The 26,249-nt window shown below is 64.7% G+C and carries 24 protein-coding genes and 1 pseudogene; 17 read left to right on the top strand and 8 right to left on the bottom strand.

Features of this window, described 5'->3' with window-relative positions:
- Positions 1–62 precede the first annotated feature (62 nt).
- The 8 genes and pseudogenes from xdhB to LCF60_RS03875 all read left to right on the top strand — a co-directional run.
- Positions 63–1,979, top strand: a pseudogene (xdhB, locus tag LCF60_RS03910) (xanthine dehydrogenase molybdopterin binding subunit); the annotation flags it as partial.
- The gene (gene xdhC / locus LCF60_RS03905; RefSeq protein WP_292289768.1) at positions 1,969–2,922 is read left to right on the top strand and encodes a xanthine dehydrogenase accessory protein XdhC; all 954 of its coding nucleotides are present in this window, start codon (positions 1,969–1,971) and stop codon (positions 2,920–2,922) included. The pseudogene xdhB and the gene xdhC, both read left to right, overlap by 11 nt.
- Positions 2,877–4,412, top strand: coding sequence for an ABC transporter ATP-binding protein (locus tag LCF60_RS03900; protein ID WP_292289767.1), 1,536 nt, complete (start codon positions 2,877–2,879; stop codon positions 4,410–4,412). Before xdhC ends, LCF60_RS03900 begins: the two co-directional genes overlap by 46 nt.
- 153 nt (positions 4,413–4,565) lie before the next feature.
- Entirely contained in the window at positions 4,566–5,651 is a 1,086-nt protein-coding gene (locus tag LCF60_RS03895) for an ABC transporter permease (protein ID WP_292289766.1), read from the top strand.
- Positions 5,648–5,953 (top strand): hypothetical protein, encoded by a 306-nt coding sequence (locus LCF60_RS03890; RefSeq protein WP_292289765.1) that lies wholly within the window; start codon positions 5,648–5,650, stop codon positions 5,951–5,953. The genes LCF60_RS03895 and LCF60_RS03890 overlap by 4 nt, the downstream gene beginning before the upstream one ends.
- Positions 5,944–6,876 (top strand): ABC transporter permease, encoded by a 933-nt coding sequence (locus tag LCF60_RS03885; protein ID WP_292289764.1) that lies wholly within the window; start codon positions 5,944–5,946, stop codon positions 6,874–6,876. Before LCF60_RS03890 ends, LCF60_RS03885 begins: the two co-directional genes overlap by 10 nt.
- A 61-nt stretch (positions 6,877–6,937) precedes the next feature.
- Positions 6,938–8,041 carry a BMP family ABC transporter substrate-binding protein gene (locus LCF60_RS03880; RefSeq protein WP_292289763.1) on the top strand — a complete coding sequence of 368 codons (1,104 nt, stop codon included), beginning with the start codon at positions 6,938–6,940 and terminating at the stop codon, positions 8,039–8,041.
- A gap of 318 nt (positions 8,042–8,359) precedes the next feature.
- Complete coding sequence (locus LCF60_RS03875; RefSeq protein ID WP_292289762.1) at positions 8,360–9,484, top strand: DUF1963 domain-containing protein; 1,125 nt, start codon at positions 8,360–8,362, stop codon at positions 9,482–9,484.
- A 154-nt stretch (positions 9,485–9,638) separates the two neighbouring features.
- Here the strand turns inward: LCF60_RS03875 and LCF60_RS03870 are convergent, their stop codons facing one another.
- Positions 9,639–10,046, bottom strand: coding sequence for a cytochrome c (locus tag LCF60_RS03870; RefSeq protein WP_292289761.1), 408 nt, complete (start codon positions 10,044–10,046; stop codon positions 9,639–9,641).
- 134 nt (positions 10,047–10,180) lie between these two features.
- On the opposite strand from LCF60_RS03870, the gene LCF60_RS03865 reads away from it, so the two are divergent.
- Complete coding sequence (locus tag LCF60_RS03865; RefSeq protein WP_292289760.1) at positions 10,181–10,897, top strand: DUF1194 domain-containing protein; 717 nt, start codon at positions 10,181–10,183, stop codon at positions 10,895–10,897.
- A 79-nt stretch (positions 10,898–10,976) separates the two neighbouring features.
- Here the strand turns inward: LCF60_RS03865 and LCF60_RS03860 are convergent, their stop codons facing one another.
- The 4 genes from LCF60_RS03860 to LCF60_RS03845 are packed head-to-tail and all read right to left on the bottom strand — an operon-like array spanning position 10,977 to position 13,414.
- Positions 10,977–11,456 carry a DUF6505 family protein gene (locus LCF60_RS03860; RefSeq protein WP_292289759.1) on the bottom strand — a complete coding sequence of 160 codons (480 nt, stop codon included), beginning with the start codon at positions 11,454–11,456 and terminating at the stop codon, positions 10,977–10,979.
- On the bottom strand, positions 11,453–12,160 hold the full coding sequence (locus tag LCF60_RS03855; protein WP_292289758.1) for a biotin/lipoate--protein ligase family protein: 708 nt from the start codon (positions 12,158–12,160) through the stop codon (positions 11,453–11,455). The genes LCF60_RS03860 and LCF60_RS03855 overlap by 4 nt, the downstream gene beginning before the upstream one ends.
- The gene (locus LCF60_RS03850) at positions 12,157–13,221 is read right to left on the bottom strand and encodes an Mrp/NBP35 family ATP-binding protein (protein WP_292289757.1); all 1,065 of its coding nucleotides are present in this window, start codon (positions 13,219–13,221) and stop codon (positions 12,157–12,159) included. The genes LCF60_RS03855 and LCF60_RS03850 overlap by 4 nt, the downstream gene beginning before the upstream one ends.
- Position 13,222: 1 nt before the next feature.
- On the bottom strand, positions 13,223–13,414 hold the full coding sequence (locus tag LCF60_RS03845; protein ID WP_085636310.1) for a DUF6494 family protein: 192 nt from the start codon (positions 13,412–13,414) through the stop codon (positions 13,223–13,225).
- Between the two features lie 98 nt (positions 13,415–13,512).
- Between LCF60_RS03845 and LCF60_RS03840 the strand changes: the two genes are divergently transcribed.
- Entirely contained in the window at positions 13,513–14,274 is a 762-nt protein-coding gene (locus LCF60_RS03840) for a hypothetical protein (protein WP_292289755.1), read from the top strand.
- Positions 14,275–14,382: 108 nt separating this feature from the next.
- Here LCF60_RS03840 and LCF60_RS03835 read toward each other — a convergent pair whose 3' ends face one another.
- Positions 14,383–16,353, bottom strand: a complete 1,971-nt coding sequence (locus LCF60_RS03835) for a 4Fe-4S binding protein (RefSeq protein WP_292289753.1) — start codon at positions 16,351–16,353, stop codon at positions 14,383–14,385.
- Positions 16,354–16,478: 125 nt separating this feature from the next.
- On the opposite strand from LCF60_RS03835, the gene LCF60_RS03830 reads away from it, so the two are divergent.
- From LCF60_RS03830 to fdh3B, 6 genes are all read left to right on the top strand, one after another.
- Complete coding sequence (locus LCF60_RS03830) at positions 16,479–17,045, top strand: DUF3305 domain-containing protein (RefSeq protein ID WP_292289752.1); 567 nt, start codon at positions 16,479–16,481, stop codon at positions 17,043–17,045.
- Positions 17,042–17,725 (top strand): DUF3306 domain-containing protein, encoded by a 684-nt coding sequence (locus tag LCF60_RS03825; protein ID WP_292289751.1) that lies wholly within the window; start codon positions 17,042–17,044, stop codon positions 17,723–17,725. The genes LCF60_RS03830 and LCF60_RS03825 overlap by 4 nt, the downstream gene beginning before the upstream one ends.
- Before the next feature lie 2 nt (positions 17,726–17,727).
- Positions 17,728–18,336 (top strand): molecular chaperone TorD family protein, encoded by a 609-nt coding sequence (locus LCF60_RS03820; RefSeq protein WP_292289750.1) that lies wholly within the window; start codon positions 17,728–17,730, stop codon positions 18,334–18,336.
- An 89-nt stretch (positions 18,337–18,425) separates the two neighbouring features.
- Positions 18,426–18,617, top strand: coding sequence for a twin-arginine translocation signal domain-containing protein (locus tag LCF60_RS03815; protein ID WP_292289748.1), 192 nt, complete (start codon positions 18,426–18,428; stop codon positions 18,615–18,617).
- A gap of 100 nt (positions 18,618–18,717) precedes the next feature.
- Complete coding sequence (locus LCF60_RS03810) at positions 18,718–21,606, top strand: formate dehydrogenase subunit alpha (protein ID WP_292289747.1); 2,889 nt, start codon at positions 18,718–18,720, stop codon at positions 21,604–21,606.
- Between the two features lie 14 nt (positions 21,607–21,620).
- Positions 21,621–22,214 (top strand): formate dehydrogenase FDH3 subunit beta, encoded by a 594-nt coding sequence (fdh3B, locus tag LCF60_RS03805; protein WP_292289745.1) that lies wholly within the window; start codon positions 21,621–21,623, stop codon positions 22,212–22,214.
- A gap of 505 nt (positions 22,215–22,719) precedes the next feature.
- On the opposite strand, the gene LCF60_RS03800 is transcribed toward fdh3B, so the two are convergent.
- Together LCF60_RS03800 and cls are read right to left on the bottom strand one after the other, a co-directional pair.
- Complete coding sequence (locus tag LCF60_RS03800) at positions 22,720–23,397, bottom strand: endonuclease/exonuclease/phosphatase family protein (RefSeq protein WP_292289744.1); 678 nt, start codon at positions 23,395–23,397, stop codon at positions 22,720–22,722.
- Positions 23,397–24,800 carry a cardiolipin synthase gene (cls, locus tag LCF60_RS03795; RefSeq protein ID WP_292289743.1) on the bottom strand — a complete coding sequence of 468 codons (1,404 nt, stop codon included), beginning with the start codon at positions 24,798–24,800 and terminating at the stop codon, positions 23,397–23,399. Before cls ends, LCF60_RS03800 begins: the two co-directional genes overlap by 1 nt.
- Before the next feature lie 234 nt (positions 24,801–25,034).
- On the opposite strand from cls, the gene LCF60_RS03790 reads away from it, so the two are divergent.
- On the top strand, positions 25,035–26,249 hold the full coding sequence (locus tag LCF60_RS03790; protein WP_292289776.1) for a formate dehydrogenase subunit gamma: 1,215 nt from the start codon (positions 25,035–25,037) through the stop codon (positions 26,247–26,249).

The raw sequence follows: 26,249 nt of genomic DNA, 5'->3' as shown, positions 1-26,249 counted from the left end.
AAAGTGCATGGTATGACCTTTGGACACCAGAAACAATTCAAGCAATAGAACGTTCTTTAAGAAGTATCGTATTGCCGCAAGAAGCTGGCGATATGGTCGTCTATTCTTCCACCCAGCACCCCACCGAAATTCAGCACAAAGTGGCGGAAGCGCTGGGCAAGCCCATGAATGCCGTGCGCTGCGAAATCCGTCGGATGGGTGGTGGGTTTGGCGGAAAAGAAAGCCAGGGCAATCACTTGGCGGTGTCCTGCGCCGTTGCGGCATCTCTGACGGGCAAGCCCTGTGCGATGCGTTATGACCGCGATGACGACATGATGATCACCGGAAAACGGCATGATTTCCGCATAGACTATCGCGTAGGCCATGACTCCGAAGGTCGCATTTCCGGATTGTCGTTCCTGCAGTTGTGTCGTTGCGGTTGGTCGATGGATTTGTCTCTTCCGGTTGCAGATCGCGCGATGCTGCACGCCGACAACGCCTACTGGCTGCCGGCGGTGCGGATCGTCTCGCACCGGCTGCGCACCAACACCCAGTCCGCCACCGCCTTCCGCGGCTTCGGCGGGCCGCAGGGCATGCTGGGGATCGAGCGGGCGATGGACCAGATCGCCCATGCCCTCGGGCGCGACCCGCTGGGGGTGCGGCGCGTCAACTTCTATGGCGCCATCGGCGGCGGCGCGGGGGGCCAGCCCCCCGCCGGCCCGTCCCGGGCCGACTCCCACCGGGATATTTCCGGCACAATGAAGCAGGGGGCGGAAGCGCTGGCGGCGCCGCAGGACGACCTGACCAGCCGGGGCGCGGTGCAGGCGGTGGCCGAGCCCGCCGCGCCCCGGCGCGAGGTGCCGGGGTGGACGACGCCCTACGGACAGGTGGTGGAGGATTTCATCCTGCCGGAACTGGTCGACCGGCTGGTGGAGACGTCGGACTACCACGTCCGGCGGCGGGCGATCGCGGAGTGGAACGCGGCCGAGCCGGTGTTGAAGCGCGGCATCGCGCTGACGCCGGTGAAGTTCGGCATCTCCTTCACCCTGACGCATCTCAACCAGGCCGGCGCGCTGGTGCATGTCTACGACGACGGTTCCATCCACATGAACCACGGCGGCACCGAGATGGGACAGGGCCTGTTCCAGAAGGTGGCGCAGGTGGCCGCCGACCGGTTCGGCGTGCCGCTGGAGAGGGTCAGGATCACCGCGACCGACACCGCCAAGGTGCCCAACACCTCGGCCACGGCGGCGTCCTCGGGCAGCGACCTGAACGGCATGGCCGTCAAGGCCGCCTGCGACACGATCCGCGACCGGATGGCCAATCATCTGGCCAGCCTGCATCAATGCGATGCGCAGGACGTGGTGTTCGCCGATGGCAACGTGACCGTGATGGGCGAGACCTACAGCTTTGCCAAGGCCGCGCAGCTGACCTACGAGGCGCGCATCAGCCTGTCGGCAACCGGGTTCTACCGCACGCCGAAACTCAGCTGGGATCGGATCAAGGGCCAGGGCCGGCCGTTCTTCTATTTCGCCTATGGCGCGGCGGTGAGCGAAGTGGCGGTGGACACGTTGACCGGCGAGTACCGCATCCTGCGCACCGACATCCTGCATGACGCGGGATCGTCGCTGAACCCGGCGATCGACATCGGGCAGGTCGAAGGCGGCTTCGTGCAGGGCGCGGGCTGGCTCACCACCGAGGAACTGGTCTGGGACGAGGCCGGACGCCTGCGCACCCACGCGCCCTCGACCTACAAGATCCCCGCCTGTTCGGACCGGCCCGACGTGTTCAACGTGGCGCTTTGGGATGGGCGCAACCGCGAGGACACGATCTACCGCTCCAAGGCGGTGGGCGAGCCGCCTTTCATGCTGGGCATGTCGGTGTTCCTCGCGTTATCCGACGCGGTGGCGTCCTGTGGCACCGGCTATCCGGCGCTCAAGGCGCCCGCCACGCCGGAACGGGTTCTGGCAGCCATCGAAAGGGTCCGCGATGGCGTTTGACCTTCAAAGCCTGCGCGCGGCGGTGACGGCACATGGCCGCGTTGCCCGCGTGGTGATCGCCGAGGTGCAGGGCTCCTCCCCGCGCGAGGTGGGCGCGGCGATGCTGGTCTGGGAGGGCGGGCAGTCGGGCACCATCGGCGGCGGCGCGTTGGAGTATCAGGCGGCACAGCAGGCCTTTGCCCGTGACGGGTTCAGCCGCCATCCCTTGGGGCCGGAACTGGGCCAGTGCTGCGGTGGCGCGGTCACTTTGCTGACCGAGGTTTACGATGCCGCGCGGCTGACCGAACTGGAGGATCAAACCGTCATCTCGCGCGGCCCGGGGGACATGCCCTTGGCGGTCAAACGCCTCACCACCTGCGCCCGCAACCAGGGCGTCGATCTGCGCCCGCGCATGGTGCAGGGCTGGTTCGTCGAGCCACTGGCCCGTCCCACCCGCGCGCTCTGGATCTGGGGCGCGGGCCATGTCGGGCGCGCGCTGGTCGATGTGCTGCACCCGATCCCCGAGATCGGCATCACCTGGGTCGACACCGCGCCAAACCGCTTTCCCGACGCCATTCCCGACGCGGTGAACGCCCTGCCCGCCAGCGATCCGCTGCGCGTCGTCCGACATGCGCCGGAAGACGCGGCGCACCTGATCCTGACCTATTCCCACGCGCTCGACCTGAGCCTGTGTGACGCGCTTTTGCGCCACGGCTTCGGCTTTGCCGGGCTGATCGGGTCCGACACGAAAAAAGCGCGGTTTTCGTCACGCCTGCGCAAGATGGGCCATTCCGACGCCCAAATATCTCGCATTTGCTGTCCGATTGGGCAAAAATCCCTTGGCAAACATCCGCAAGCGATTGCCGTGGGGGTTGCCGCACAGCTATTGAGCCTTTCAACGATCAACGCAGGTGTTCAGTGTCCTCCAACACGCCAGACGACCTCCTTCGCCTCTCGGGGCTGACCAAGGCCTATCCCGGCGTCGTCGCCAATGACGAGGTGTCCTTCGACATCCGCGAAGGCGAAATCCACGCTTTGCTGGGCGAAAACGGTGCGGGCAAGTCCACGCTGGTCAAGATGATCTACGGGCTGGTGAAACCGGACAAGGGCAGCATGACCCTGCGCGGTGCGCCCTATGCACCGTCCGAACCAAGTGCGGCGCGCAAGGCTGGCGTGGCGATGGTGTTCCAGCATTTCTCGCTCTTCGATGCGCTCGACGTGGCGGAAAACGTGGCGCTTGGCATGGAAAACCCGCCGCCGCGCCGCGATCTGGCCAGGCAGATCCGCGAGGTGTCGGAGACCTACGGGCTGCCGCTCGATCCGGCGCGCACCGTCGGCACGCTGTCGGCGGGCGAACGGCAACGGGTCGAGATCATCCGCTGTCTGCTGCAAGAGCCGCGCCTGCTGATCATGGACGAGCCGACCTCGGTGCTGACCCCGCAGGAGGTCGAGATCCTGTTCGAGACATTGCGCAAGCTGAAATCCGAAGGCACCGCGATCCTCTATATCAGCCACAAGCTGGAAGAGATCCGCACGCTCTGCGACCACGCGACGATCCTGCGGCTGGGCAAGAAGGTTGCCACCTGCACCCCGTCCGAGACCACCGCACGGGCGATGGCCGAGATGATGGTCGGGTCGAGCTTTGCCGCGCCCGCCGCCAAACACACCACGCCCGGCGAGGTGCTGCTGCGGGTCGACAACCTGACGATGCCCGCGCCGGGCGCCTTCGGCACACCTTTGCGCGGGATCAGCTTTGAGGTCCGCGCGGGCGAGGTGCTGGGCTTTGGCGGGGTTGCGGGCAACGGTCAGGACGAATTGCTGCTGGCGCTTTCGGGCGAACGCACGACACCGCGCGGCACGATCTGGGTCAAGGGTGCGGATGTGAGCCGCGACGGACCGGTCGCGCGCCGCGCCGCCGGGTGCCTGACCGCGCCGGAGGAACGGTTGGGCCATGCCGCTGCTCCGAACATGAGCCTGACGGAAAACGCCGTGCTGACGGCAGGACGGCGTCAAGGGCTGGTCAAGAACGGCTTCATCAATTGGAAACGCGCCGATGGGTTTGCGGGCGACGTCATCGAGCGGTTCGACGTGCGCACCCCCGGCACCCATGTGGCGGCGCGCGCGCTTTCGGGGGGCAATTTGCAGAAATTCGTCATCGGGCGCGAGGTGGCGCAGAACCCCGACATCCTCGTGGTCAACCAGCCGACCTGGGGCGTCGATGCCGCCGCCGCCGCCGCGATCCGGCAGGCGCTGCTGGATCTTGCCTCGAAAGGCGCGGCGATCCTGGTGGTCAGCCAGGATCTGGACGAACTGCTGGAAATCGCCGACCGGTTTGGCGCACTCAATGAAGGGCGGTTGTCCTCGTTGAAGCCGGTTGCGGATCTGAACATGGAAGAGATCGGCCTGATGATGGGCGGCGCACATGACATGGAGGTGGCGCATGTCGAGGCGTGACGCGTTTTCCCGGCGGCTTTGCAAACTTGCAAAACCGGATTTGCATATTTTTGAAGAGAAGAAGCCGGGATGGGGTGCCGACCGGTCCGCTTCTTCTCTTTCCAAATATGCCCTTGCCGCGGCATGCCACACGCGACGCCGCGAGGGCGTCGCATGATCCGGCTGGAAAAGCGGCCGCAGCCCTCGAAGGCCTGGACGGTGGCGACGCCGATCCTGGCGGTGATCCTGACGATGCTCTTCGGTGGCATCATGTTCGGGCTGATCGGCACCTCGCCTTTCGAGGCGATCCGCACGATCTTCTGGGACCCGCTGTTCCATCCGCAATTCGCGGCGTTCTCGCGGCCGCAACTGCTGGTGAAGGCGGGGCCGCTGATCCTGATCGCCATCGGCCTGTCCATCGGGTTCCGGGCCGGCATCTGGAACATCGGCGCCGAGGGGCAATACATCATGGGCGCGATCTGCGGGGCCGCGGCGGGGCTGGCGCTCTATCCGATGGAGTCGGTGCTGATCCTGCCGCTGATGATCGTGGCGGGCGCCCTTGGCGGCTGGGGCTGGGCGATGATCCCGGCGCTTCTGAAGGTGCGCTTCGGCACCAATGAAATCCTCGTGTCGCTGATGCTGGTCTACGTCGCCGAGAACCTCTTGGCGTCGGTGTCGTCGGGCCTCTTGCGCAATCCCGAGGGCATGGGCTTTCCCGGATCGCGCAACCTGTCGCAATGGTCGTCGTCGCAGAACCTCGAGCTGATCCCCGGCACCGGCATGCATCTGGGCGTGCTGACCGCCTTCATCGCGGTGATCCTCGCCTATGTGCTGCTGACGCGGCACATCCAGGGCTACAACATCCGCCTGACCGGCGAAGCCGCGCGGGCCGCAAAATTCGCCGGTGTGTCGCCGGCCCGCACGATCCTGTTCTGCCTCGGCCTTGCAGGCGCCTTGGCCGGGATGGCCGGTCTGTTCGAAGTGACGGGGCCTGCGGGCCAGGTCTCGATCGATTTCGGCTCGGGCTACGGCTTTACCGCGATCATCGTGGCCTTTCTTGGCCGGTTGCATCCGGTGGGCATCCTGCTGGCGGGGCTGTTGATGGCGCTGACATATATTGGCGGCGAACTGGCGCAGTTGATGCTGGGGGTGCCGGGCGCGTCGATCCAGCTGTTCCAGGGCATGCTGCTGTTCTTCCTGCTCGGGGTGGACGTGTTGACGAACTACCGGGTGCGGATCGGCAAGGGAGAACTGGCATGAGACATACGGGCTGGATGCCGATTGGCATGGGAGTCATGATGGGCGCGATGGCGCTGATGATGCTGCACGGTGTTCTGACCGGAGACACTGGCGCGTCGGCTGCTCCGTTCGTTCTGGCCCATGTGGCGGTGATCGCGCTGGCCGCGCTGGGTGTCGCGCTTGGAGTGCACCGGCGCTGGCCCGTACTGGCGCGGGGTCTGGCACACCGTCCGTCGCTGCGGCATGTCGGGCTGATGCTGGCGGTGGCATTGGCAACGGCGGGCATTGTCCATCTGGTCCACGGAGCCCCGACATGGATCTGAGCAACATCAACCCCATCCTGCTGGTCGCCTCGATCATGATCTCGGCCACGCCGATCCTGCTGGCGGCCATCGGCGAGATGGTGGTCGAGAAATCCGGCGTTCTGAACCTCGGGGTCGAGGGCATGATGATCACCGGCGCGGTGATCGGCTTCATCGTCGCCATCAACACCGGGGCGCCGCTGCTGGGCTTTGCGATGGCAGCACTGGCGGGCGCGCTCCTGTCGCTGGCCTTCGGCGTGCTGACGCAGGTCTTCCTGTCCAACCAGGTGGCCACCGGCCTGGGGCTGACGCTGCTGGGTCTGGGCCTGTCATCACTCCTGGGCAAACCCTACGAGGGCATGAAGGCCGAGACCCTGCCAAAGCTCGACATTCCCCTTCTGGGCGACCTGCCCGTGGTCGGCCGGATGTTGTTCAGCCATGACATCATGGTCTATCTCAGCCTGTGCATCGTGGTGGCGGTCTGGGCCTTCCTGAAATACACCCGCGCGGGGCTGATCCTGCGCGCGGTGGGCGAAAGCCATGACAGCGCCCATGCGCTGGGGTACAAGGTGATCCGCGTGCGCCTGCTCGCGATCATGTTCGGCGGGGCTTGTGCCGGGCTTGGCGGTGCCTATCTGAGCCTTGTCCGCGTGCCGCAATGGACCGAGGGCATGACGGCGGGCGCGGGCTGGATCGCGCTGGCCATCGTGGTCTTCGCAAGCTGGCGCGCCGGACGTGTGCTGATCGGTGCCTATCTTTTCGGCGGCATCTCGGTGCTGCAACTCAATCTCCAGGCCGCCGGATTGACCTGGGGCGTGCAATACTTGTCGATGTCGCCATATCTGATAACCATCCTCGTGCTTGTTTTCATCTCGTCCAACCGCAGCCGCAGCAGTCATGATGCGCCGGCGAACCTTGGACAGACCTTCCACGCGACCCGTTAGGAAAACCGGGCGCATCACAACCAACGGGGGCGCTGCCGCCCCTCCAACCGGGAGACTATCTATGATCCGCAGAACCCTACTTGCCACCGCTGCCGCCGGCCTGACACTGGCCTTCGGCGCGCCCGCCATGGCGCAGGACACCACCAAGGCCTGTTTCGTCTATGTCGGGCCCATCGGCGATGGCGGCTGGACCTATCAGCACCACCAGGGCGCGTTGGCCGTCAAGGAAGAATACGGCGACAAGGTCGAGATCGCATGGCAGGAAAGCGTGCCGGAAGGCGCCGATGCCGAGCGCGTGATCACCCAGATGGCGCTGTCGGGCTGCAACATCATCTTCACCACCTCCTTCGGCTACATGGATCCGACCAACAATGTCGCGGCCAAGTTCCCGGATGTGAAGTTCGAACACTCCACCGGCTACAAGCGCGAGCATCCGAATGTGTCGACCTATAACGCGCGCTTCTACGAAGGCCGCGCCGTGGTCGGCCACATCGCGGGCAAGATGACCGAGACCAACAAGATCGGCTATATCGGGTCCTTCCCGATCCCCGAAGTGATCATGGGCATCAATTCGTACTATCACCACGCCAAGCTGGCCAACCCGGATGTCGAACTGGTCGTCACGTGGGCCTACACATGGTTTGATCCGGCGAAAGAGGCCGACGCGGCGCGCGCGATGCTCGACCAGGGAGTCGACGTGATCACCGCGCATACCGACTCCACCGCGCCGCTGGCCGAGATCGCCAAGGAAGGCGGCTCTGCATGGGGTTTCGGCCAAGCGTCCGACATGGCGGCCTTCACCACCAATGACGACGGCACTCCCGGGCCGCGCATCGCGTCGATCATCGACGAATGGTCGCCCTACTACATCAAGCGCGTGGGCGCGCTGATGGACGGCACCTACGAGCAGATCGACAGCTGGGCGGGCATGCCCGAAGGCGAAGTGGTGATCGGCACGATGAACGACGCCATCCCCGACGACGTGAAGGCCGAAGCGCAGGCGATGATCGACGCCATCTCGGCGGGCGAGTACCACCCGTTCACCGGCCCGATCAACAAGCAGGACGGCTCTGCGTGGCTCGCCGAGGGCGAGACCGCCGATGACGGCACGCTGCTGGGCATGGACTTCTACATCGAAGGCATCACCGGCGACATTCCGAACTGATCGCGGTGCAATGTCTCCCTCCCTGGGTTTGACAGGGGTCGGGGGAAAAGAGAACGCCCGGGGGTTTCCTCGGGCGTTTTTTATGTAACAGGGCGAACGCGCGGTCCACAACCTGCGATGCCGGCGAGACAAAGTCATCCGATCGGGGCGTCGCGTTTTTCGTCAGCAAGCCCCGGCCGCGAGATTTCGGCGGTGCCCCAGCGGCTGCCTGACCAGACTGCGGCGTTCTCACACTGCTAGGTCAACACGTGCAAGCTGGTCGAAAACCTTCCCCACAATGGTCGGAAGTTCGCCTGATTTCCCATTCAGATACGTGCCATGAGACATTTGTTGTTCTTCTTTTCGTTCCTCAGCCCTCCGATCTTGTTCGGGGCGACATTGATGCTCGCCATAGGCTTCAAGGGTGATCCGATGAACATGACACTCGCGTTCTACGGGGTAGTGATGATGCTGTTGGGCGCTTTGGCGTTTCCGCGCCAAGGGCACCCGATTTATCGCGCCATCGAACGGATGACCGCGCCATCGAAGCAAGAGCCCGAGGACATGCTGAAACAGATGGTGGACTTCAATATGGCTGCCGTCGATTTTGAGCCGAACGCCCAGCCTTTCCATGCAGGATGGAGCCGGCTTGACCTGATCCTTGTTGCGCCGGAGAATCCGTCAAGCTGGATTGGCGGACTGCCAGAAATGCCGCCAGGTGTCGACTGGCCTCAAACCGACGGGAACGCCGCATTGTTTCTGGCACAGATCGCGCTGTCGGATCTGCCTGACGACATCTGGGGCGGACTGGGGCCAAAATCAGGTTGGTTGCTGTTTTTTCTTGCGCCGCGTGACTGGGGCGGCCTTCGGGTGCTTCATGTCAAGCAACGCGGCGCGCCGCGTCCCTACCCGAATGGAGCGTGCATCGAGAACTATCTCGACCATGATGATCTGGCGGCGATGAAGGAGATCGGGCGCGCCGCAGGCGATTTCCGCCCGCCCAGGATCGCGCTTGCGGTATCGCCGACAAACACTCAGCCGGCGGACTCATATCTTCATATCGATGAACTTCGTGCGCTCCGCGAGCGCCATCGATCAATCGACTTGTCGGATCCGCTATTTGCCCCCTTCGACATCGGGCCAAATCCCACACGCCTTTCCGTAGAGATGCTGGCGCGCCAAACGTATTTTCAGAACCCGGACGACGTTTCCCCCGAAATACGCGAAATCTTCGAGCCGACCTGGACGTTTCAGGCGTCGCTGGAGGCCGCAACCATGAGCGGGCCGGTCAGGGAGGAATTCTTTTACACAGCCCCCGAGGATCCGGTTCTCCTCTTGCAGCTTCACAGTTCGAAATTGCTTGGCTGGACGTTCGGTGGAAATGAGTCGTTGGGCATATTCATTGCGCCCAAAGACCTCAGACGACGGAGATGGCACAAGGCCTGGTTTGACTACACAGGCTGACGAAAGCGGCACATGGGCCTGCAGCTAACGCCAGTCGCCTGACCCCGCGCATCGTGAAAACCCGGCCGCATGTCACAATGACATGGCACAGGCTTGCAACCCCTGTGCCCGCAAGGCGGAACGCGCCGCGCCTCCGGACCGAGCAGCGCGACGGCTATTCCGCGTTCTGGACCGATTGCAGATACACGACCAGGTCGGCCATCGGCTCTGACACCATCATCGGCTGGCCGCTGGGCAGTTTCATGCCGGTATTCGCCACGCCCTCGAAATACGGGCCAAAGACCGGCATCGGGGATCCGTGGCTGACCAGCGGGTCCGTGCCGTCGATCCGCTTGAGAACGCGCTCCAGCGGGAAGATGCCGTCATTGCTCAGGGCCAGCCGGGTCAGATCGGGCGGCTGCAGGACAAGCGCGCCGGCCAGCGGGCCATTGCCCGCCGCGTCGGCGCCGTGGCAGGTTGCGCAATGGGTCTGGAACAGGGATCGGCCTTGATCGACATCCTGCGCCGACACGGATGTCGTCGCAAGGGCCAGGGCCGCGAGGCAGGCGAAAGACGGGCGCATCAGAAGGATCCTTCCATATTCAGGGACCTTCAGTCTGCCGCAAGGTCAGACCCTTGGCGTTGATCCGGATCAATCCTTTGGCACTCGGTCGCTCGCGCCCTAGCTTTACCCAAAGTCACTCACGGAGGACCGCGATGCGTTTTCTGACCTTTCTTGTCACGATGGCCTGGTCCCTGCCCGCCCTGGCGCAGGACACCGATCTCGAACTTGTGCTGCTGGCCGACGCGTCCGGCTCCATCGACCAGCGCGAGATCGACTTTCAACGACAGGGATATGCGCAGGCGATCACCGATCCCGAGGTTCTGGCCGCGATCGCCGATACGGCCTATGGCTCGATTGCCGTCACCTACGTGGAATGGGCCGCCAACCAGGCGGTGGTGGCCGACTGGATGCGGATCGACGGACCCGACAGCGCGGCAGCCTTTGCCGCCGAGCTTCTGGACAAGCCGCGTCAGGCCTATGGCAGCAATGCCATCGGGGCGGCGCTTCTGGAGGGGTTGCGGCTGATGGACACCAATGCGTTCGACGGCTGGCGGCGGGTGATCGACTTTTCCGGTGATAGCGTGCGAAATTATTCAGGCCCGTCCATCGCCGAGGCGCGCGACACCGTTGTCGCTGCCGGCGTGACGATCAACGCCCTGCCGATCCTGCGCCCCGACGATCCCGGCCGCGCCCAGGGCGGGCTGGAGGCGCAATACGAGGCGCGGATCATCGGCGGGCTGGGGGCCTTCGTCGTGACAGCCGAGACCCGCGATTCCTTTGCCGAGGCGGTGAAACGCAAGCTGATCCTTGAGATTTCCGGCAAGATGCCATCACGCGACGTGGCGGACGCGCGCCACGATCTGCCCTGAGCGCGCAAGCCCCTTCGAAGGGGCTTGAAACGCAATTTCCAAATTGCGTGAAAAGCGGTTTCGAAACCGCTTTCCAGCGCTACTCGTCCAGCGATCCGTGAACCGCCAGAAGCGCCATGTCCGCCTCCTGCGGCTCGATCACCCGGTAGCTTTCGCGCACCCCGGCCTCGGTCAGCTCGCGGCTGACGGTGAGCAGCGTGTTCGCTGCGTGCTCTTCGCACAGCTCTGACATATGCGCGATCTCAGCCTCCGCCACCGGGCGCGCGGCCTCGATCGACGGCGCGCCGTACATGTCGACGAAATGTTGCGCCACGCCCTGCACCAGTGCTGCATGTTCCGCCGGTTCGATCTGCGTGACCGCGACGAAACTCACCCGGCCAAAGGTCTCGGCCCCCAGCCAGCCGTTTGTGAACGCCTGTTTCGCCCGCCCCTCCAGATCGCCTTCGGTCCAGTTGGAAAACTCGAACCCGCCCGAGATGCACCATTCGCCGGTGCGCGCCAGGGAATGAAAGACGCGCTGGTCGCTTTCGTCGAAATGGATGGCACGGGCAAGGTTCATGAACGGATCTCCAGAAGGTCGGTCACCGGCAGGAGCATGGTCTGCCCGTCCGTGCGAAGCAAGAGGCCAAGCTTTTCGTCGAGGCCGAGAAACTGGCCCGGCTTGCCCAGCCAGACGCCGTTCTGCCCCATCCCGTGGGCCAGACCCCGCCATTCGCCGTGAAGGGGCCCCAAGCCGTCCTCTTCCCAGCGACTGATCCCGTTGAGCAGATGCCGCGACCAGCTTTCCAGCAGATCGACCGGCGTCAGGTCTCCGCAGCCCTCGCTCATCAGGTCGGTCTCGTCCGGGGTGTCGCCGCCCGCCAGATTGGCGCGGGCAAAGACAAGCTCGAACCCGGTGACAAGCCAGCCGGGCTCCGCCTCCGCATCCGGTATGTCCGTCGCGCCGCGCACATGACCGCAGACCCCGCCGTTGACCCGGATCGCGCCCTCCCAGCACAGGTGCACGGGCAGTTCCGACGGCCCCAGCGCGCCCAGCGCGTTCTGCACCGCGACGCCCGTGAGCGGCAGCATCGCCGCCGCATCTGACAGCGGCACCTCGGGGGCGAGCACGATGGCCGCCCGAAGCCGATCTGGCGCCGCATCATAGAGGATCGTGCCCGCATCGCAGCCCTGCGCGGCCTCGGAACAGGCGGCCTCGAACGGGTCCGCCCCCGCCGTATTGACGCCCTGCATCAGCGGCGGGAACGAGGGTCCGGTGCTCATGCCTTGCCGGCGGCGATCAGCGTGCGGGCCAGGTCGCGGAAAGACTGTGCCTGTGCGCTGTCGGGCTTCGACACCACGATGGGCGCGCCGCCATCGGCGGCCTTGCGGATGTCGAGATGCAGCGGGATTTCCGCCAGCAAGGGAACACCCAGCTTGGCCGCTTCCGCCGCCACCCCACCGTGGCCGAAGATATGTTCCTCGTGCCCGCAATTGGAACAGATATGCGTCGACATGTTCTCGATCAGACCGACAATCGGCACGTTCATCTGGTTGAACATGTCGATCCCCTTGCGCGCATCCAGCAGCGCCACGTCCTGCGGCGTGGACACCACGACGGCACCGTCCACGAACGCCTTCTGCGACAGGGTCATCTGCACGTCGCCTGTGCCCGGCGGCAGATCCACCAGCAGCACATCCAGAGCGCCCCATTGCACCTGCATCAGCATCTGCTGCAACGCACCCATGAGCATCGGCCCGCGCCAGACCACCGCCTGACCTTCGTTGACCATCAGGCCCATCGACATCATCGTCACGCCGAAATTGCGCATCGGCAGGATGATCTTGCCATCCGGGCTGGCGGGACGTCCCGACACGCCAAGCATGCGCGGCTGGCTCGGCCCGTAGACATCGGCATCGAGCAAGCCGACGCGGCGACCCTCGGCAGCCAGCGCACAGGCGAGATTCGCGGACACGGTGGACTTGCCCACGCCCCCCTTGCCCGACGCGATCGCGATGATCCGGTCCACACCGGGGATCTTCTCGGGGCCGGCCGGTTTCGGCTTGGCCCCGCCTTTCAGATCGGGGGGAGCCTTGGGCGCGGAATGGGCGGTCATCACCGCCGACACCGACGCCGCGCCAAGCGCCTTCACCGCGTCCTCGGCCGCCTGTCGCACCGGGCCGTAGGCCTCGGCCTTGTCAGGCGCCACCTCGACCACGAAGCGCACCGCGTCGCCATCGACGTTGAGCGCGCGCACCACGCCGGCGGCCACGATATCCTGTCCCGTCACCGGATCAGTCACGGCTTTCAATGCGGCCAGAACCGCGTCACGATCCAATGCCACGTCAGTCCTGTCCCTTGATGGTGCCGGTCACCACATGCTCGAGATCGAGCCCGTCGATCGTCAGGACCACCTTGGCATCGAACGTCTTGCCGCTGGTGTCGGCATCGCGCATCGCCTCCTCGATGGCCTGCTGGGACGTGACCCCAACCTGCTTGAGGAACTTGCGCATCGACATGTTGAAATCATCGCTCATCGGTCTTCTCCCTTGGGCATCCGCTCGATCTTGGCAAGCTGGAGCGTTGACGGGTGTAAGCCAGCACCTTTAGGCTTTCAAGCGAGGAGGCGCCCGAGATGACACCAGGACGAAAAGAAACAGCCGTCGCGCTGACGCTTCTTCTGGCAGCGCTCACGCCGCTGCCCGTGCTTGCGCAGGACAAGACCTTCACGCTGGCCGCCCCCCAGCCGCTCGTCGACAGCGGGTTGATGCAATACATCCTGCCGCGCTTTTCGCTCAAGACCCAGACCCGCGTGACGCTGGTCGGGACGGAGGCAACCGCCGACGCCCGTTTCGGAGAGGCCGGCCAGATCGCGTTCGAGGGTCTCGGAAGGGTCTGGAAATTCGCCGTCGGCGATGACCCGGACGCCCAGCGCTTTGCCGACTGGCTGCGCTCGGATGTCGGCCGCAACACGGTCGACAGCTACGAGGTCGACGGCGCGTCGCTCTTCACCTCGGAGGTGAAGGTCACGCAGGCGGTGGCCCCGATCACCTATGACGGCGACGCGGTGCGCGGCGAAGACGTGTCGCTGACCCATTGCGGCCGCTGCCATGTCGTGAGCGACAGGAACCGCATGAACTCCATCGGCTCGACCCCGTCCTTTGCCGTGCTGCGCACGCTGCGCGACTGGCAGGACCGGTTCCAGACCTTCTACGTCCTGAACCCGCACCCCGCCTTCACCCAGATCGCCGATGTCACCGAACCCTTCGCGGCGACCCGCCCGTCGCCCATCCACGCGGTCGAGATGACGCTGGACGATCTCGAGAACATCATGGCCTTCGTGCAGGGCATCCCCCCGGCCGATCTGGGAAGGCCGGTGCAGTCGATGCAGGACTGAAGGGGCGGCGAACGCCCTTCGAAGGGCGTTTTTGCCGCGATTTCGAAATCGCGGATCAAGCGCGTTCGAACGCGCTTTGAAAAAGCCGCTTCGAAGCGGCTTCCCCGCTCAATGATCCTTGCGTTTCGAATAGGGTCCATCGCCCAGGTAGTCATCCGTCGTGCGCGGGATGCGTGGCTCGCCCAGCGCGAACGGGTTGTTCTGCGAATGGTACTGCGCCTGGATCCGGCAATTGTCGCACATCTGGATCATCCTGGCCGCGTCGCTCGTGGCGAACATGGAATGCTTGCCCGCCAGTTTCTCGGTGATCTTCTCGATCGTCGATTTCACCCCGAAGAGCGCCCCGCAGTCGATGCAGGCAAAGGGTTCCTCCTCGTTCAGCACAACCTGGCTGAAGGCCGCATCTGTGAGGTTCATGCGCGGCTCCAGCGTGATCGCGGTTTCGGGGCAGATCGTGGCGCAGATCCCGCATTGCAGGCAGGCATCTTCCTGGAACAGCAGCTGCGGCAGGTCCGGGTTGTCGCCCAGCGCACCGGACGGGCAAAGCGACACGCAGCTCAGGCAGAGCGTGCAGGAATCGGTGTCGACCAGAACCGCACCATACGGCGCGCCTTGCGGCAGCGGCAGGATCTCGGCCTCGCGCATCATCGCCTGTGCCGCGACCCGCGCCACCTGACGGCGGGTGCCGATGGGCAGGCTGGGCGTGGCGACCGTTTCGGGGCTATCGGCTCCATAAAGGTGATCGCTCAGCACGTCGGGATCGCTCAGGTCCAGCACCTGCACCCGGCCCCCGCCGGACAGCGCATTGGCCAGCACCGCCTCGTGTTCCGGCGTGTCGCGTTCGGTGCGCGGGGCCAGCAAGACATCGACGCTGGCAAAGCCACAGCTGAGCGCGGCCATCATCTCGGCATGGCCGAAGGCAGCAAGGCTGTCGATCGCGAAGGGGATCACGTCGGCGGGCAGGCCACGGCCAAAGCGCGCGGCAAGGCTGATCATCTCGGTGCCGTGGTCGGCGTCATGCACCAGCAGGCGCGGCGCGCGGCCCCCCGCCTTGCGATAGGTCGACGACAGCGCGTCCAGACGCCGGAACACCGCCGACACCGGCGGCGCGTCATAGGCGATGGCTCCCGACGGGCAGAGCGCCGCACAGGCGCCACAGCCGGCACAGACCATCGGGTCGATCGACACGTGATCGCCATCCGGGATGATCGCCCCCGTGGGGCAGATGTCGAGACACTTGGAACAGCCGGTCTGCCCGGCGCGGCTATGCGCGCAGAGCGCCGGTTCCAGCGCGATGTAGAGCGGCTTTTCGAAGGTGCCCACCATCTGCACCGCTTCGGTCAGAAGCGCCGCCACCGCAGCGGGCTGGCGCGGATCAGCGCGCAGGTAGCCTTCGCGCTTGTGCGGCGCGGGCACCATCGCGGTCGCGCCGGTCAGGTCGATCACAAGGTCGCAGTCCGACACCGCCCCGTCCCTGGGATCACTGAAGGCAAAGGCGCCGCGCCCGCCGGGGTGCAGTTCGCGAAACCCGTCGATCCGCACCTCGAAGCCGCCCAATGCGCCCTTGAGGTTGCGCACCGTCCCGCGCACCACGTCGAAGCGGCGATCGAGCGGCACATCCGACATGTCGGTCTGAAGCACCGTGACGGCGAGTGTCTCGCACAGTTGCTCGGCGGCTGAAAACGCGGTCTCTCCGGCGCCGATCACCAGGCAGGTGCCTTCGCTCACCACGTCCACGGCCTTGGACATCGGCAGGTGCAGCGCTGATTCCGCCGCCAGCGCGGCCTGTTTCGGGCCGGCCCTGGTGGCCTCGTCGCTCCATCCCGCGCGGTCGCGGAGATCGACGACGCCCGGTGCGTCGACACCCAGTTCTTCGGCCAGCATCTCGAAGAACGCGCGTTCCTGCGCGCAGGCGACCATCACGTCGCCCTCGGAAAGCGCACGGGCCGTCACGTCGGCCTGCGTGCCGCAGAGATTCGTGTAGACCTTCGACGGCTCAAGCGACGTCACGTCACCGATGCGCCCGGCATCGACGGTCTGACTGCCAAGGCAGTCGCACAGAAGTAGTTTCGTTCCCATATCGGCCCTTTCGCGGCGTCCGCCGGCGTGGTCTCTTGTCATTGGCTGGATAATTGGACTTACCCAAGGGCTATGCTAGTCAGAAGTCAACCGCGCCCGTGAGGCCGGATCCGGGAGGACACAGCTTGACCACGACCGACAGCCGTTCCATCGAACTGCCCGTAGGTGTTGTACTGCAACGCAGACCGGGCGTCACGCGCTGGCAGAAATGGGCCTGGAGCCCGACCGCGCTCTTGCCCGGCGCAGGTCCCGCACACTGGAAACTGCTGCGCCAGGAGGGCGACGTGTCCGAGTATCACGTCGGCACCCTGCCGCTGAAACTCTGGCGCACCGACGCCGAAGCCTATCGGGTCGGCCTCGCCGAACCCGTGGTCTGCGGCTACGTGATTCTCCAGCCCTCCGAAGACGACTGGCCCTACCGGCTCAAGCTGATCACGGCAAATCCGCACGAGGCGATGCAATATGCCGATGGCGGCGAGGACGTGGTGGAAAAGGTGCCGATGCCGCCCGCGATGGTGGCCTGGCTTCAGGACTGGACCGATCGGCATTTCGTCGAAGAGCCGTTCGTGAAACGCAAGCGCAAGCGCTATCTCGAAGACAGGGTCGAAGACGGCAAGGGCGACGCGCGCATCACGCAGCAAAGCGATGTCTACCGCGCCCCGTCCCGCGACAGAAAGCTGCGACCGTCATGAGCCGCCCCTCCGATTTCTGGTCCCGCCGCAAGGCGCGGGTCGAAGCCGAGCAAGCCGAAGAGGCCCGCCGCGTCGAGGCGGCCGAGGTCGAAGCGACACAGAAGCAGCTCGAAGAAAAGACCGATGCCGAGATCCTCGAAGAATTCGGCCTGCCCGATCCCGACAGCCTCGAGCCCGGTCAGGACATCGCCGGTTTCATGAACAAGGCGGTGCCCGAACGGCTGCGCCGCCGCGCGATGCGACAGCTGTGGCGGCTCAATCCGGTGCTCGCCAATCTTGACGGGCTGAACGATTACGACGGCGACTTCACCAATGCCGCGACCGACGCGCCGGGGGTCAAGACCGCCTACCAGGTAGGCAAGGGATTGCTGCGCCACGTGCAGGCGCTGGAAGAACAGGAGCGGGCCAGGCTTGCGGTGCGATCCGGCGAAGGCATTGATACCCCACAGAATCTGTCGGAAATCGCGACGCGGGAACCGTCAGCTGAAGAATTTTCGGAATCTGCGGAAATTTCGGAAAATATGCATGACAGCGCAAATGCTGCACCTGCATCTACGACCATGGTCGTAGGCGATGGCGACGGCGATCAATATGACGACGGCACACCATTGGATACACTGACCGAGGAACCTGTGCGTCCGCGACGGATGCGCTTCAGAATTGAAAGCGAGACGGAATGACAATGAGCGCGGCTCAGCCCACGCCATCGGTGTCTGAAGAAGACCGCCTGCGGGCGGATCTCTACAATTATCTCGGCCTCATTCTGTCTGCTCCGCCCGATGACATGCTGCTGGCCCAGACCGCCGGGCTCGGGGGCGATGACACCGAGCTGGGACAGGCCGTCGCGCGGCTGGCCGAGTGCGCGGAAACCACGACGTCGAAACAGGCCGAACGCGAATTCAACGCGCTGTTCATCGGCCTGGGCCGGGGCGAACTGCTGCCCTATGCCAGCTATTACCTGACCGGGTTCCTGAACGAGAAACCGCTGGCCGCGCTGCGCAGCGACCTGTCGGCGCGCCGCATCGAACGCGCGCCCAGCGTCTATGAACCCGAAGACAACATCGCCACCCTGATGGAAGTCATGGGCGGGCTGATCGTCGGACGGTTCAGCACCCCGGCGTCGCTTGACGATCAGAAGCTGTTTTTCAACCGGCACATCGCGCCCTGGGCCAGCCACTTCTACGCCGATCTCGAAACCGCCAAGACCGCCATGCTGTACAGCGCGGTCGGGTCGGTCGGAAAGGCGTTCATGGCGATCGAGCGCGAAGCATTCAGACTGTCCGCGACCTGAGATCAGGTCCGGGCGGTCACGCAACTGGCGGGAAACCGTCACGACGCGGCACACTCGCCGCACATACCGAAAGAAGGGAGGAACCTTCAATGACTGAGAAAACAGAGGCGTCCGCAAGCCGCCGTGATTTTCTGAAACTGGCAGGCACCGCAGCCCCCGCGGCCGTTGCGGCCGTCGCTGTTTCCGGCTCCGAAGCCGAAGCAGCCGAGACGCCGAAAGCCGACGGGCGGATGCAGGACACCGCACATACCCGTGCCTACCTTGCCAGTACGCGGTTCTAGAACATCAGACCTAACCCCCTCTGCAAACCGGGTCACTCCGGATGCAGATCGCAACCCAGCCGACGGCGCGATACGCCACAGGTAGCTCAAGAGGGACATCATGCTAAGAAAGAAAACCGGAGGGCTGACACGGCGCGCTGCGCGGACCGGCCTGATTTCGGAAATCTCCAACAAATCCGTCGACAGACGCTCGTTCCTGCGCGGATCGGGCCTTGCGATCGGCGGCCTTGCCGCGATCAGCGCCACAGGCGGCGCGGTCACGCAGGCCAGCGCGCAATCCGCCGTCAATGGCGCGGTCGAGACCGTCAAATCGGTCTGCACGCATTGCTCGGTCGGCTGTACGGTCGTCGCCGAAGTCAGCAATGGCGTCTGGATCGGCCAGGAACCTGGCTGGGACAGCCCGTTCAACCTTGGTGCGCATTGCGCCAAGGGTGCCGCCGTTCGCGAGCACGCCCATGGTGAACGCCGCCTCAAGTACCCGATGAAGAAAGAGGGTGGAGAGTGGAAGCGCATCTCGTGGGAGCAGGCGATCAACGAGATCGGTGACAAGATGCTCGAGGTCCGCGACGAAAGCGGCCCCGATTCGGTCTACTGGCTCGGGTCCGCCAAGCACAACAACGAACAAGCCTACCTGATGCGCAAGTTCGCCGCCTACTGGGGCACGAACAACATCGACCACCAGGCGCGGATCTGTCACTCGACCACCGTTGCGGGTGTGGCGAACACATGGGGCTACGGCGCCATGACCAACAGCTACAACGACATCCACAACAGCCGTGCGATCTTCCTGATCGGTGGCAACCCGGCCGAAGCGCACCCGGTGTCCCTGCTCCATCTCCTCAAGGCGAAAGAGCAGAACAACGCCCCCGTGATCGTCTGCGATCCGCGCTTCACACGCACCGCAGCCCATGCGGACGAATATGTTCGCTTCCGTCCCGGTTCGGACGTGGCGCTGGTCTGGGGCATCCTCTGGCACATCTTCGAGAACGGCTGGGAGGACAAGGAGTTCATCCGCACCCGTGTCTGGGGCATGGACCAGATCAAGGAAGAGGTCGCCCGCTGGAACCCTGAAGAGGTCGAGCGCGTCACCGGTGCACCGGGATCGCAGCTTGAGCGCGTCGCGCGCACGCTGGCCAACAACCGTCCGGGCACCGTGATCTGGTGCATGGGTGGCACGCAGCACACCAACGGCAACAACAACACCCGTGCCTATTGCATCCTTCAGCTTGCACTTGGCAACATGGGCACCGCCGGTGGCGGCACCAACATCTTCCGCGGCCATGACAACGTGCAGGGCGCAACCGACCTTGGCGTTCTCGCCGATACCCTGCCCGGCTACTATGGCCTCGCTCCGGGATCCTGGGCCCATTGGGCGCGCGTCTGGGAGGAAGACCTGGATTGGCTGAAGACCCGGTTCTCGCAGGAAACCGTCGGCGAAACCCCGATGATGAACCTGACGGGCATCCCGGTCTCGCGCTGGATCGACGGCGTGCTCGAGGACAAGGAAAACCTCGATCAGCCGGACAACACCCGCGTGATGGTCCTGTGGGGCCATGCGCCCAACTCGCAGACCCGTCTGCCGGAAATGAAGACGGCGATGGAAAAGCTCGACACGCTGGTCGTGATCGATCCCTTCCCGACCGTGTCCGCCGTGCTGCATGACCGCACCGATGGCGTCTACCTGCTGCCGGCGACGACGCAGTTCGAAACCCGTGGCTCCGTCACGGCCTCGAACCGGTCGCTCCAGTGGCGCGATCAGGTCATGGCGCCGATGTTCGAATCCAAGACCGACCACGAGATCATGGGTCTGTTTGCGCAGAAATTCGGCTTCCACGACAAGATCTTCCGCAACATCGCGCTGGAAGACGATGGCGTGACACCGGTGATCGAGGACATCACCCGCGAATTCAACCGCGGCATGTGGACGATCGGCTATACCGGCCAGTCGCCCGAGCGGATGAAGCTGCACATGGCCAACCAGCACACCTTCGACCGCACGACGCTGCGGGCGAATGGCGGGCCGGCCGATGGCGATTACTACGGCATGCCGTGGCCCTGCTGGGGCACCGCCGAGATGAACCATCCCGGAACGGCGAACCTCTATGACATGTCGCTGCCGGTCTCCAAGGGGGGCCTGACCTTCCGCGCCCGCTTTGGCGTGGAAAAGGATGGCGACAACCTGCTGGCCGAGGGCGTCTATTCGCAAGGCTCCGAAATTCAGGACGGTTACCCTGAATTCACCATGCAGATGCTCATGGATCTCGGCTGGGACGGTGATCTGACCGACGACGAACGCGCGGCCATTGATGCCGTGGCAGGTCCGAACACCAACTGGAAAACCGACCTGTCGGGCGGCATCCAGCGGGTGGCGATCAAGCATGAATGTGCGCCCTTCGGCAACGCCAAGGCCCGCGCGGTCGTCTGGACCTTCCCCGATCCGGTGCCGAAACACCGCGAGCCGCTCTATACCAACCGCTACGATCTGGTGGCCGATTACCCGACCTACGAGGACAAGAAGTTCTGGCGTGTTCCGACGATGTACAAGTCGATCCAGGCCAACGATTTCTCCAAGGACTTCCCGATCATCCTCACCTCCGGCCGGTTGGTCGAATACGAGGGCGGCGGCGACGAGACACGGTCGAACCCGTGGCTGGCCGAATTGCAGCAGGACATGTTCATCGAGATCAACCCGCGCGACGCCAACAATTTGGGTGTGCGGGACGGTGCGCAGGTCTGGGTCGAAGGACCGGAAGGCGGCAAGATCAAGGTCATGGCCATGCTGACCGAACGGGTCGCTCCGGGGGTCGCGTTCATGCCCTTCCACTTTGGTGGGCATTACCAGGGCGAGGACCAGCGGTCCAAGTACCCGGAAGGCGCGGACCCCTATGTCCTGGGTGAATCGACCAACACCGCCCAGACCTATGGCTACGACTCGGTGACCCAGATGCAGGAAACCAAAGCCACACTTTGCAAGATCATGGCAGCTTGAGGAGGACCTGAGACATGGCACGAGCTAAATTCCTTGTCGACGCCGAACGCTGCATCGAATGCAACGCCTGCGTCACGGCCTGTAAGAACGAGCACGAAGTTCCGTGGGGCATCAACCGCCGCAAGGTGGTGACCATCAATGATGGCAAGCCCGGCGAACGATCGATCTCGGTGGCTTGCATGCACTGTTCGGACGCGCCCTGCATGGCCGTCTGCCCGGTGGATTGCTTCTACCAGAACGAAGAAGGTGTGGTCCTGCACTCCAAGGACCTGTGCATCGGGTGTGGCTATTGCTTCTACGCCTGCCCCTTCGGCGCACCGCAATACCCGCAAGCGGGCAATTTCGGCAGCCGTGGCAAGATGGACAAATGCACCTTCTGCGCCGGTGGCCCGGAAGAAAACCACTCCACCGCCGAGTTCGCCAAGTACGGCCGCAACCGCATCGACGAAGGCAAGCTGCCGATCTGTGCGGAAATGTGCGCAACCAAGGCGCTGCTGGCTGGGGATGGCGACGTTGTCGCCTCGATCTACCGCGAGCGTGTCGTGGCCCGTGGCTTCGGGTCGGGCGCCTGGGGCTGGGGCACCGCCTACGACCAGAAGGGCGGCTGATCGTCGTCACGACAGTGGAACAAGGAAAAGCCCCGGAGGAGACTCCGGGGCTTTTTTGTCGGCGCACCGTTCAGCCGCGGAAACGCGGCTTCAGGGCCAGGGCCGGGTCATGAGCACGGGGTCCGGTCGGAGCATCCTCCGCCGGGTCGATCCTGGGCCGGGTCATGGACCGGCATGTCGTTCAGAGAAGAAGCGGCGCCGCCCTTGTGGGCCTGACGGTTCTCTCGAATCCGCGGGTTACCACGGGACCTGTACCCCGGGGGTGCCGGAGCCTTGCAAGACCGGTCTCTCAGGGTCGGCCTTTCGGCCTGCGAGAGAAATGTCAGTGTCGTGTCGCGGCATGGGAGTGACCCTTCCCGCTCAAAGCGCTTTGTGCCGGGCAAGGTGACGCGCACCGGTTAACAGCCTGGAAACACGGCGTTCGGTGGGCGGCCAAGCGGTTTCGAAACCGCTTGGGACCGCGTTTGCAAACGCGGTGAAAAGCCCGTTCAAACGGGCTTCCCGCTCAGACCTCAAGGTCCATCCAGATCGGCAGGTGGTCGGACGCGCGCCGCGCCTCGCCCTGGGCGAACACCCCTGCCCCGGCCACCCGCAGGCCCCGGCCGACGGCAAAGCGGTCAAGCGGCGCAACCGGGCGCGAGGCGTGAAAACTGCGCCCCGGGCTGACCAGGTCGAAGGCATGTTCCAGGATGTCGAAGCCAATGCGCGGCGACCATTCGTTGAAATCGCCGGCGATCACCGCGCGGTTGGTGTTGGCGGCCAGTTCCTCGAGCAGATGCGCCAGTTGCAGCTGGCGGCAGCCGCGGCGCAGACCCAGATGCGTGCCGACCACCGTCAACGGCCCGCCCGGCCCGTCCAGGTCGGCCATCAGCGCGCCGCGCGGTTCGATCCCCGGCAGGCTCATGCGTTCGGTGGCCCCGACCGTCCAGCCATCCCGCACCAGGATCGCGTTGCCATGCCAGCCCGAGCTTGGCCCGTTCGTGACATGCAGCACCCGCAGGCCGGTCTGGTCGTAGAGCTGATCCTGCGGCAGCACCGCCGGGCGCACCCCCAGCCGCTTGTCGGCCTCTTGCAGGGTGACGACATCGGCATCCAGATCCTTCAGCACCCGGATGATCCGCAGCGGATCGCGCCGCCAGTCCAGCCCGACCGCCTTGCGGATGTTGTAGCTCGCGATCCGCATCACAGCACCGGCGCGAAAAGCCGCGCGATCCGGGCCACCATCCCGGTCAGGATCGAGCGATCCGCCAGGTCATGGTCGACGCGGGTGGCATTTGCGAAATCCGTGGTCAGCATGTCCTCGACCTTTTCTACTGCGTCACGTCCCTCCATCAAGACCGTGATCTCGAAATTCAGCAGCCCCGAGCGGATGTCGAGATTGATCGACCCGACCGACACGATGTCGTCATCCACCAGCGCCACCTTCTGATGTATGAACGCCGGATCATAGGTCCAGACTTCGCCGCCCGCCGAGCGCAGATCGTCGAAATAGGCCATCGCGGCGAAATAGGTCAGGTAGTGATCCGCCTTGCCGGGCACGAGGATCCTGACCTCGACTCCCCGCAAGGCGGCAAAGCGCAGCGCGGTCAGCACGTCGCGGTCGGGGACGAAATAGGGCGTTGCGATCCACAGCCGCCGCTCTGCCAGGTGGGCCAGCGCGATGAAATAGAGGTTGCCCGCGGCGATTTCCTCCGCCGGGGACGGTGCCAGCGCCATCGCCTTCAGCGGCCCTACCGCCTGCGGTTCGTCGGCGGCCACCCAGCTCAGGTCTTCGCCGGTCGCCCAGCGCCAGTCAGAGGAAAAATGCAGCGCAAACTGCGACACCACCGGACCCCGACACGCAACAAAGGTATCGCGCCAAGGCCCGATGGACGGATTGCGCCCGAGATAGGTTCTTGACACGTTCAGCCCCCCGGTGAACGCGATCGCGTTGTCCACGATCACCAGCTTGCGGTGGTTGCGGAAATTGAACTGGAAGGGCCCCAGCAGCCGCTTGGGGCCTTTCGGCCGCGCCAGCCGGATCCCGGCCTCCTCGAGCGATGCCTTGAACTTGCGCGGCAGCCCGAAGAACGGCAGCTCGTCATGCAGGACCCAGATCGAAACGCCGGCCTGCGCCCTCTCGACCAGGATGTCACGAAGGATGCCGCCGACCTCGTCATCCTCGATCGTGTAGAATTGCACGAACACCGTCGATTGCGCCGATCGGATCGCCTCGAACAGCGCGTCAAAGGTCGCCTCGCCGTCGATCAGCAGCGACATGTCATTGCCGTCGGTGACCGGAAGACGGGCAATCCGGGCAAAGGCATCCAGCCGCGAGGGCGCGACGGCGATCTGTGCCTCGCTCACCATGTCGAAGGTCTCTTCGTCCGATTCCCGGCGCTCGCGTTCGAACCGCTTGTGATCGGCATAGCCGAAGACAAGGTAGATCAGGGTCCCCATCGCGGGCAGAAGCAGGATCAGGAGAATCCAGGCGGTGGCGCCCTGCGGCGTGCGCGAGGTCAGCAGCGCGCGGTATGCCGCCACAAGCGCCACCAGCCCCAGCAGGACGGCGACCGCCGCATTCGTGATCGTCAGCACTCCGGTCATGCCCGGCTCCTTTTCGGCGCCGCGAGGATCTTGGGACGGTTTGCCGCTGGCATCATCTCGGGTATCCTTCTAAACTCTGGTCACCCAAGGCATTTGGGGGCAAATTGTTGCAAAGACATTTGGTCAAACCTGACCCAACAAGACAGCTGTTCGCAAGACAGAGCGTGACATGGGCGAATGACGGGAGGACGCGGGACAATGCGTGACATTCGGATCTTTCTTTTGGGCTGTATCATGGCAGGACTGGCTTTCGTCTTCCTGGCGACCTGGCTGACCTCGGGTCCGGCCAACGCGCAGGACGCGGCCACGCCCCCCGCCGAGGTCGAGATCGACCGCTCTGCCACCGGCGGGGCGACGACGCTGGAAGACATCCTGCGCCGGCAGCAGGGCCTTGCCTCGGATAACGACTACCGCGCCGGAGAGCTTGGAAATCCCGATGCGGCGGCGGGGATCACCGATCAGCTGGGCACGCTGGGCGGCGCTTCCGATCCGGACCTGTGGCGCGGCATGCGGTTCAACGCGGCGGACATCTCGACCCAGGTGCGCGGGCCCGCCTCGACCGTGCTGATCCAGGATCGCGGCATGTGGTGGCTGCAATTCCGCGAGGGGCCCCTTCTGGTCTATGGCGGATACCTGCTGCTTGGCACGCTGGCGGCGCTGGCGGTGTTCTTCCTGCTCCGGGGGCGCGTCCGGATCGACGGCGCCAAGACCGGGCGGCGGATCGAACGGTTCAAGAATGTCGAACGCTTCGGGCATTGGCTGCTGGCCGGATCGTTCATCGTTCTCGGGATCACCGGCCTGGTGTCCCTGATGGGCCGCAAGTTCCTGATCCCGGTCATGGGACACGATTCCTATGCGTGGATCGCCGGCGCGTCGAAATGGGTGCACAACAACGTGTCCTGGGCCTTCATGCTGGCGCTCGTGATGATCTTCGTGATGTGGGTCGTGCACAATTTCCCCGACAGGACCGACCTCAAGTGGCTGGCCAAGGGGGGCGGGCTGTTCGGCGGCGGGCATCCTCCGGCCAAGAAGTTCAACGCCGGTCAGAAGCTGATCTTCTGGTCGACCATCGTTCTGGGCGCATCCATCTCGGTCTCCGGCATCTCGCTGCTCTTCCCGTTCGAACTGCCGCTGTTTGCAAAGACCTTTGCCATCCTGAACACCACCGGCCTGCCCGAGATGTTCGGCTTCGGCATCCTGCCCGAAACCATGACGCTGCATGAAGAGATGCAATATGCCCAGCTGTGGCATGCCATCGTCAGCTTCGTGCTGATGGCGATCATCCTGGCGCATATCTATATCGGCTCGGTCGGCATGGAGGGCGCGTTCGATGCCATGGGCAGCGGCATGGTCGAGGAACAATGGGCCAAGGAACACCACAGCCTGTGGGTCGCAGAGGTCAAGGAACGCGAGGGCAAGGCGCCCAGCGGCGCCACCCCTGCCGAGTGA

This window comes from Marivita sp. (assembly GCF_020055635.1).
In the GTDB taxonomy this organism is placed as follows: domain Bacteria; phylum Pseudomonadota; class Alphaproteobacteria; order Rhodobacterales; family Rhodobacteraceae; genus Marivita.
The sequence above is the reverse complement of the archived record's forward strand: the minus strand, read 5'-3'. Positions and strand labels throughout refer to the sequence as shown.